This window comes from Nostoc sp. 'Peltigera membranacea cyanobiont' 232, from assembly GCF_002245985.1.
GTDB lineage: Bacteria > Cyanobacteriota > Cyanobacteriia > Cyanobacteriales > Nostocaceae > Nostoc.
The window spans coordinates 1-8,094 of the sequence record NZ_NOLK01000235.1; the positions used below are offsets into that span (position 1 = coordinate 1).

The following is an 8,094-nucleotide window of genomic DNA, read 5'->3' on the forward strand; positions in this document are numbered from 1 at the left end:
GCAGGGGGCAGGGGGAGCAGGGGGAGAAAGAACTAATACCCAATCCCCAATTCCCAATCCCCAATCCCCAAAATTAAATTCCTGCACCATCAAGAAAATCTTCAATCATCCCATCAGACTTATTGCTCTTAGGGTTGTAGGTTTGTTCGTCGCCAAGCTCAGTTGGGGACAAACTTGATTGATCTTGCAACTCCTCGAATTGTTTCTCTAGAGCCTTGACACGTTCAAATAAAGCGCGGATGACTTCAGCTTCTACGTCGCGGACTTTATCATGATCCAGAACATTGGTAGACAAGTTATTCTGACGAGTCACGCGCCCTGGAATCCCAACTACCGTAGTGTTACTGGGTACATCTCGCAGCACCACAGAACCGGCTCCAATGCGAACGCGATCGCCAATTTGAATATTTCCCAATACCTTTGCACCCGCTCCCACAACTACATGAGAGCCTAAAGTTGGATGGCGTTTGCCGCTTTCTTTCCCAGTCCCGCCAAGGGTGACACCTTGATAAATTAGGGCACGATCGCCCACGATCGCAGTTTCACCAATCACAACTCCCATACCGTGGTCAATAAACACTCCCTCGCCGATTAATGCCCCAGGATGGATTTCAATCCCAGTTAAAAACCGACTAATATGAGAAATGAATCGAGGTATAAAGGGAATTCCAATTTTATGCAGCCAGTGTGCCAATCTATGAAACACTAGGGCTTGGAGTCCAGGATAACAAAACAATACTTCTAGCCAGTTACGCGCTGCTGGGTCACGCTCAAAAATGGTTCGCAAATCAGTTAGTAGCATACTCTGTTGGAATTTTAGTTGGTAAATGAGGCTCTGAAAACAGAAACTCAGGATAATTCCCACAAAAAGATCGAGTCATTTATGGGAATTATGTAAGTTCACAATCTACGGTAAGTCGATAGGATATAGTGATTTTGTGAGTAGTAAATGGGATGCTATCACATTCCCCACTTTGAAAAAATTAATTTCGCATAAACTGCGATAAGTCCCCCAATTCACCGTAGTATGTTGAGTACAGTCTTGAATAGCCAAAACTACGCTCTCTTGGATTTGTCTTCCAAAGTGGAATACGCGCTGCTGGCCCTCTTAGAGCTGGCAAGCCACCACGGAAAAAAACTTCCTCTAACCATGAGCGAGATCGCTACCAAACAACCCATACCTGAACGCTACCTGGAACAAATTTTGACCAACCTCCGGCGTGCTGGTGTGGTGCAGAGTCAACGCGGCTCTAAAGGAGGTTTTGTTTTAGCTCGTGAACCTTGGCAGATTACACTGCTAGAAATTGTCACTTTAGTCGAAGGCGAGCGGAAAGAGAAAGATACTTCTGACTCTCCGACTCTAGAAAAGACTCTGGTTTATGAAGTTTGGGAGCAAGCTAACGCTGCTTCAATTGAAGTGTTAGGTAGGTATACACTCCAAGACTTGTGCGAGGAAAGAGAAACTCGCGCCCAGCAAAGCCCGATGTATTATATTTAGACACGACGGAGTAGTAACATGCGGATAGCGAAAGATATCACAGAGTTAATCGGACGGACTCCTTTAGTTCAATTAAACAAAATTCCCCAAGCTTCAGGAGCGGTTGCTCGGATTGTGGTGAAGCTAGAAAGCATGAATCCAGCATCTTCTGTGAAAGATCGGATTGGCGCGAGTATGGTGGAAGTGGCAGAAGAAGCAGGCTTGATTCACCCCGGAAAAACTGTTTTAGTAGAGCCGACTTCTGGAAATACAGGAATTGCGTTAGCGATGGTGGCGGCCGCTAAGGGCTACCATCTCATTCTAACGATGCCTGACACAATGAGCCATGAAAGACGATCGATGCTCAAAGCTTATGGCGCTCAAGTAGAGTTAACGCCAGGGGTAGAAGGGATGCGAGGAGCGATCGCTCATGCAGAGCAGATTGTAGCTCAAACGCCCAATGCTTATATGTTGCAGCAATTCCGCAACCCCGCCAACCCAAAAATTCACGCCGAAACCACCGCAGAAGAAATTTGGAATGATACCGATGGAGAAGTAGATATTCTCGTAGCGGGAGTGGGTACTGGTGGGACAATTACGGGAGTTGCAGAAGTTATTAAAGGACGGAAGCCAAGTTTTAAAGCGATCGCAGTTGAACCAAGCAGCAGTCCAGTATTAACAGGTGGTAAATCAGGGCCTCACAAAATTCAGGGTATCGGCGCGGGATTTGTCCCAGCGATTTATCGTGCGGAACTAGTAGATGAAGTAATTCAGGTAGCAGATGAGCAAGCGATCGCTTACAGCCGTCGCCTAGCTAAAGAAGAAGGATTATTATCGGGGATTTCTACTGGTGCTGCTTTATATGCAGCTATTCAAGTAGCACAACGGCCAGAAAATGCAGGACGGCTAATCGTCATGATCCAGCCTAGCTTCGGCGAACGCTATCTCAGCACCTCACTATTCAAAGACCCAGAAGAGAATGAGTGGTTGAGTAAAGTTTAATTCCGCATACCAATTTTAGATTTTGTATTTGAGATTTTTCATCCAAATCAAAATCTAAAATTAGCTTGGTTATCTACTAGAATTTTCGCCAATTTCATCAGCACTTTCATTATTTTTCACCAAAATCATTAAACATAAACAACTAGCAGCTAGCTTTATCAAGCTCAAAGCTTGACTTTCTAATACAATAAAAGCGCCTAATCCTATAAGGATAAAAGGCACAATATTATTAATATAGCGAGTCAATACATCAGCTATTACTCTGTAATTAGTTAATTTGTATGCCGCATAACACCAAATTCCTAATAATAGAAAAAATAATCCGATAATTACCACAAAATTCTCTAAGTTGCAGCTAGCAAATAAAGGCACGTAGACACTAATATTATCGCTACCATTGGCAATTGTAACAGCTGCCACACTATAAGCTTGGGGAGAAAAAAAGCTAGTAATTGTTGATGCTTCAGCTTCTTCTGTGGCAGCTACAACTTCTTTTGATGAATCTTCTTCCCGATTCACTAAGCTACTGATACCTATAGACATTGGTAGTAAACCAAGTAATCCAATCCAGTTTTTGGATAAAACTAACCCACCAAATAAACCCGGAAGACTAAGGATTAACAGAACCGTAAAACCTAGAAACTGTCCAGCAACTATATGCCGGGGGCGAAAGTTAGCATTTATTCGAGAAAAAAACAACAATAAAATTACAATATCATCAATATTAGTGGCAATGAACGCAATTGCCCCTGTAGTAATTGCAGTAACTAATTCGTTCATATTTTACAGCAGTTTTCAGCTATTTAGATCGCGACTGAGATGGGAAATGGGGAGTAGGAAGTAGTATAGTTAAATTACTTGAAAGGTTAATTTGGTATGGTGGTAAATCGTAGGTTCTAAAAATCCAGCATGAGTAAGTTAGGGACAGTCTTCAGTGAAGGGATAATTGCCTTCATCGCCACTAACATAGATGACATCATTATCTTGTTAATATTTTTTTCACAGGTAGATGTTAATTTTCGGCGGCGGCATATCTTACTCGGTCAATATCTGGGTTTTACAGCCATTATCATCGCTAGCTTACCAGGATTTTTTGGTGGATTGGTCATACAGCGAGAATGGATAGGATTGCTAGGATTGCTACCAATTGGTATTGGTATTCACCACTTAGTATATAAAGAAGAAGATACTATAACAGTTCAGACAGTCAGTAGTGATTTTAACCAGCCAACATCTACTAACCCGGTATTGTCTTTTATTTTGAGTATTTTGCATCCCCAAACCTATAAAGTGGCAGCAGTAACGATCGCTAATGGTGGTGACAATATTAGTATATATATCCCTTTGTTCGCTGGTCATGACCTTGCCAGCTTGGGGGTAATTTTAGGTATATTTTTTGTCATGGTAGGGGTCTGGTGTGCGATCGCTTATTTTTTAAGCCTTCAACCTACCATTGCTGATATTTTAAGTCGCTACGGTCAAGCTGTCGTACCTTTTGTGTTAATTGGCTTGGGTCTGTTCATTATGTATGAGCGAGGTACATTTACTCTACTACCTTGGATAAAAAGTTAATCAATGTTGAATAGTAACCGTATTTTTCAACTATATTGTGAAAAATAGGTTGGTAGCGGGCGTGAACGCGGCTGTAGGAACTGGTGTCGCCTGGTTTGTTAAGGAGAAGTTTCTTGCCAACCGGGTTGGGGTTTGCGGCTGTTTTTGGCGTGTAAGATGCCAGAACCGGCAAACCCTCATGTGATACTAAAAGAATTTTAGTCTAGTTGTTGGAGCGGTCGATTGTTTAATAGACCTTTTGCAAAAGTCCTAATTTTTGAGATATTCTTTGCGCCTAATCTACGAGATGACAAACACTAACTCTACGTTTTTCAATTCGACCATCACCTTTATTGATTAAGCTGTTGCGTATTTAATTTGTATATGCGATGCGGGCAAGATGCCCGCACTACAATAATTTTACGTTTTCGTACTATACAATTTAGATGCACATCAGCTTAGGAAAATAGTAGAAGCAAAACTTTATGTTAAACCCAGTTTCAAAAACTGATTAGATTAACAGTACGAAAGTCAGTGACCAACGATTGGCAGATTTTAGCGCCTAGTAAGAACTTTTCAAACATCCATCTGAGAGTGTCAAACCTGATGAACTAATTTCCAACTCACCATCATCAAAATGGCGTAAATAATAAACCGTAGTGGGCGCTGGGGAGCGACTTGGCAGATTTTAGCACCTAGCAGAACTCCCGGCACAGAACCTAGCCAGATAGGTAATACCAAACTCCAATCAACTGTTCCCAGGCTGAGATGACCAAGGGCTGTAAACAGCAGTAAAATTGCTGCGTGTGAAATATCAGTACCCACTAACTTTCGGGCATCAAGACGGAAAAACCCAATCAGCACTAGGGCAAACATTGAACCTGAAGAGACGCTAGTTAGACCAACTAAACAGCCCAAAATTGCTCCCAAAGTGATTGTTATAAAGCGACCAAAGTTAGTTTCTAAGTCTAACTTTGGCAGTTCGGGTAAATTAAATGTGGGGAAAAAAGTCAATAACAACAATTGTACTAGTGCTAAGGCTGTGACTAGCAAAATCATCACGCCAAGCAAACGCAGCAAGATGTTATCTAGGTTATAGTCACCCGTACTTTTAAGAAAGTGTAAAATTCCCACCCCAAACAGTGAACCTGGAACACTCCCGAATGCCAGCCATTTGACAACTTCTGTATCAAGGGTTTTTTGTTCCCAATGCTTGACGCTACCAACAATCTTCATCAATGTGGCAGCCACAACATCAGAACTCACTGCGATGGAAGGCGGAATCTGAAAAACAAAAATCAACATTGGGGTAATGAGAGAGGCTCCGCCAATTCCCGTCAAACCAACGATGATGCCAACAAAGAAGCTTAAGAAAGGTAGTAATAAATAGTGCATACTCTTTGGGGGTTTCAGAAAGTCAGCTAGAGCTTCACTGCTAGAGAATAACAACTCAGCCGAATTACAGCCCAGTAATAGACAGAGCTAGTCATGGCAAGTTATTGATTGTGTTTCTCAAAGGATGAGTGACACAAGGGTTATCCAGCTAGAAGTTAGGGCAGAGGATTCCTGCATAACTCAAAACCTGTTTGGAAGTTTTTGGAAGCATGACAACTGTCATTGAGCCGAAACAGACTTTGATAACTGCTTATGGGTTAGTTGTTTTGCTCAACTCAACTTCTAATTGGTTTTTCTGCGGTTTTACATATAAAAGCCGGTAAGTGCATCGCCTTACCGTATTTTACTTGCAAACACGATCAAACGTCTAGCGTATTCGCTTTGTATATCGTTATATTCTCTGGATAATACACTGTAGCAGGTTAAACTTCTTAGGGATGGCTGTTAAAAAAATTACCTCAAAGTTAATCAAAACAAGGGTAATTCACCATCTGGATAATTCAAAATCTTATAGACAAAGATTTATTGCGTCTCTAAATCTGGATTCTGACTGCAATTGGTCAACGCCATAAAACTGATTACAATACTCAAAGTCAAATCCGATTCCTTAGTCTAATCACTCATGAAAAATTTTGTTTTTTACAACCCAGTCAAAATCCTGTTTGGCAAAGGTCAAATCGCCAATATTGCTGCTGAAATTCCTGCTGATGCCAAAATTCTCATTACTTACGGTGGCGGTAGCATCAAAACTAACGGTGTTTATGACCAGGTGAAGTCTGCATTGTTTGGACGGAATGTAGTTGAGTTTGGTGGAATCGAACCCAATCCTCACCTGGAAACCCTCTTGAAAGCGGTTGAAATAGTGCGGAATGAGGACATAGACTTTCTACTTGCGGTCGGTGGCGGTTCAGTTCTTGATGGTACTAAGTTTATTGCTGCTGCGGTTCCCTTTGTGGGCGATCCTTGAGATATCCTCGCAAAGAACGCACCTGTAAAGGCTGCTGTGCCCTTTGGTACAGTTTTGACTTTACCTGCAACCGGCTCGGAAATGAATACGAACTCGGTTGTTACTAAGTGGGAAACTCAAGAAAAATTACCTTTTAGCAGTCCTTTGGTGTTTCCCCGTTTCTCGGTTCTCGACCCGGAAACAACTTTTTCCCTACCTGTACGGCAAATTAGCAATGGAATTGTCGATGCTTACACGCATGTGATGGAACAGTATTTGACTTTTCCAGTCAATGCACCACTACAAGACCGGATGGCTGAATCAATTTTGAAAACGCTAATTGAGGAGGGGCCAAAAACCCTGGCGAATCCTCAAGACTACGATGCACGGGCTAATGTGATGTGGTCTGCAACGCTAGCACTCAATGGGCTAATTGGTGCAGGAGTCCCTCAAGATTGGGCAACTCACATGATTGGGCATGAATTAACAGCACTGCATGGTTTGGATCATGCTCAAACTTTGGCTATTGTGCTACCCAGCACCCTGACAATTAAACGCGATCGCAAATGGCAAAAACTCCTACAATATGCCCAGCGAGTTTGGGGAATTGTCGATGGTCGTGAGGAAGAACGGGTTACTGAAGCGATCGCTAAAACTCGCCATTTCTTCGAGTCTGTTGGTGTACGCACCCGCTTATCTGATTATGGTGTTGGACTTGATACCATTCCTGTAATTATTGAGCGTTTTGAAAAGCGCGGTACTGTAGCTTTGGGCGAATATAAAGATGTTAATTCTCAGGTAGTCGAGCAGATTTTAACTCTTTCAGCATAAACCGTGCGGTACGCCAACATACCCGATCGCTCCACCAGGACGCGCAATGCCGATCGCCGTTGCCATTGCAGGTTCACTGCCAACACACTCAAGTACTGACTCTGCACCACCTTGGGTCATCTCTTTCACCGCCGCGATCGCTTCTTCACCTCGACTGCTGACAACATCCGTTGCACCAAAACGTCGCGCAATCTCCAACCGCGATGGGTGTCGCCCCAAGATAATGATGCGTTCAGCACCGAGACGTTTGGCGGCAAGCACGCCACACAAACCTACAGCCCCATCACCAACGACTGCAACTGTCACTGCACCGTTTGACCGCCATCGACGACCAAGGTGTGTCCGACGATGAAGGCAGCCGCGTCCGAACACAGCCAGACGACGGCATTGGCAATTTCTTCGGGCTGTCCCATCCGTCCGATCGGCTCCTCTGAGATTACCTGCTCGCGTCCTTCAGCAGTGCCGCCAGTGAAGCGAACCATCATCGGTGTGTCAATGTAACCGGGGGCAACGGCGTTGACGCGGATGTTCTGCGAGGCGTAGTCGAGAGCCGCTGACTTGGTGAGTCCGATAACACCGTGTTTTGCGGCGGTGTATGCGGCTTTGCCCTTGATGCCTACGATCCCGGCACCCGATGATGTGTTCACGATTGCGCCGCCGCCTTGCTTGAGTAGCAGCGGAATTTCATACTTCATGCACAGAAAAACGCCGCGCAGGTTGGTGTCTACGATCCGATCCCACTCTTGCTCTTCGATTTCTGCTGTTGCTGTATTCTTCTGCTCCACACCAGCATTGTTGAAGGCAAAGTCCAGCCGCCCAAAGGTCTCGATGGTCTTGTCCCCGGATTTCTCACCACACCTCTCAAAGCCCGTGCTTGTGCAGGGGAGCAGGG

8 protein-coding genes and 1 pseudogene are annotated in these 8,094 nt (G+C 44.0%); 4 read left to right on the forward strand and 5 right to left on the reverse strand.

All coding sequences use genetic code 11. The features are described 5' to 3' along the window. Positions 1–73 precede the first annotated feature (73 nt). On the reverse strand, positions 74–802 hold the full coding sequence (gene cysE / locus CDG79_RS37340) for a serine O-acetyltransferase (protein ID WP_094346586.1): 729 nt from the start codon (positions 800–802) through the stop codon (positions 74–76). A gap of 225 nt (positions 803–1,027) precedes the next feature. Between cysE and CDG79_RS37345 the strand changes: the two genes are divergently transcribed. Both CDG79_RS37345 and cysK read left to right on the forward strand, forming a co-directional pair. Next, entirely contained in the window at positions 1,028–1,498 is a 471-nt protein-coding gene (locus tag CDG79_RS37345; RefSeq protein WP_189525266.1) for an RrF2 family transcriptional regulator, read from the forward strand. An 18-nt stretch (positions 1,499–1,516) separates the two neighbouring features. Next, the gene (gene cysK / locus CDG79_RS37350) at positions 1,517–2,479 is read left to right on the forward strand and encodes a cysteine synthase A (protein WP_094346588.1); all 963 of its coding nucleotides are present in this window, start codon (positions 1,517–1,519) and stop codon (positions 2,477–2,479) included. A gap of 69 nt (positions 2,480–2,548) precedes the next feature. On the opposite strand, the gene CDG79_RS37355 is transcribed toward cysK, so the two are convergent. Beyond that, positions 2,549–3,259, reverse strand: a complete 711-nt coding sequence (locus CDG79_RS37355; RefSeq protein ID WP_094346589.1) for a cadmium resistance transporter — start codon at positions 3,257–3,259, stop codon at positions 2,549–2,551. 129 nt (positions 3,260–3,388) lie between these two features. Here CDG79_RS37355 and CDG79_RS37360 point away from each other — a divergent pair, with 129 nt between their 5' ends. Beyond that, positions 3,389–4,051, forward strand: a complete 663-nt coding sequence (locus CDG79_RS37360; RefSeq protein WP_094346590.1) for a cadmium resistance transporter — start codon at positions 3,389–3,391, stop codon at positions 4,049–4,051. Between the two features lie 576 nt (positions 4,052–4,627). On the opposite strand, the gene CDG79_RS37365 is transcribed toward CDG79_RS37360, so the two are convergent. Further along, positions 4,628–5,425 (reverse strand): sulfite exporter TauE/SafE family protein, encoded by a 798-nt coding sequence (locus CDG79_RS37365; RefSeq protein ID WP_094346591.1) that lies wholly within the window; start codon positions 5,423–5,425, stop codon positions 4,628–4,630. Positions 5,426–6,047: 622 nt separating this feature from the next. Between CDG79_RS37365 and CDG79_RS37370 the strand changes: the two are divergent. Continuing rightward, positions 6,048–7,202: pseudogene (locus CDG79_RS37370) on the forward strand (iron-containing alcohol dehydrogenase). On the opposite strand, the gene CDG79_RS37375 reads toward CDG79_RS37370, so the two are convergent. After that, a complete protein-coding gene (locus CDG79_RS37375; protein ID WP_223278577.1) occupies positions 7,194–7,508 on the reverse strand; it encodes a zinc-binding dehydrogenase in 315 nt (104 codons plus the stop codon). The pseudogene CDG79_RS37370 and the gene CDG79_RS37375 overlap by 9 nt on opposite strands. Then, positions 7,505–8,094 (reverse strand): SDR family oxidoreductase (locus tag CDG79_RS37380; protein WP_094346593.1); only part of this gene is annotated, 590 nt, incomplete at its 5' end. The genes CDG79_RS37380 and CDG79_RS37375, both read right to left, overlap by 4 nt.

Coding starts and splice junctions, on each gene's coding strand:
- CDG79_RS37355 (WP_094346589.1), bottom strand. CDS start 3,259: ATGAACGAATTAGTTACTGCAATTACTACAGGGGCAATTGCGTTCATT.
- cysK (WP_094346588.1), top strand. CDS start 1,517: ATGCGGATAGCGAAAGATATCACAGAGTTAATCGGACGGACTCCTTTA.
- CDG79_RS37365 (WP_094346591.1), bottom strand. CDS start 5,425: ATGCACTATTTATTACTACCTTTCTTAAGCTTCTTTGTTGGCATCATC.
- CDG79_RS37360 (WP_094346590.1), top strand. CDS start 3,389: ATGAGTAAGTTAGGGACAGTCTTCAGTGAAGGGATAATTGCCTTCATC.
- CDG79_RS37345 (WP_189525266.1), top strand. CDS start 1,028: ATGTTGAGTACAGTCTTGAATAGCCAAAACTACGCTCTCTTGGATTTG.
- cysE (WP_094346586.1), bottom strand. CDS start 802: ATGCTACTAACTGATTTGCGAACCATTTTTGAGCGTGACCCAGCAGCG.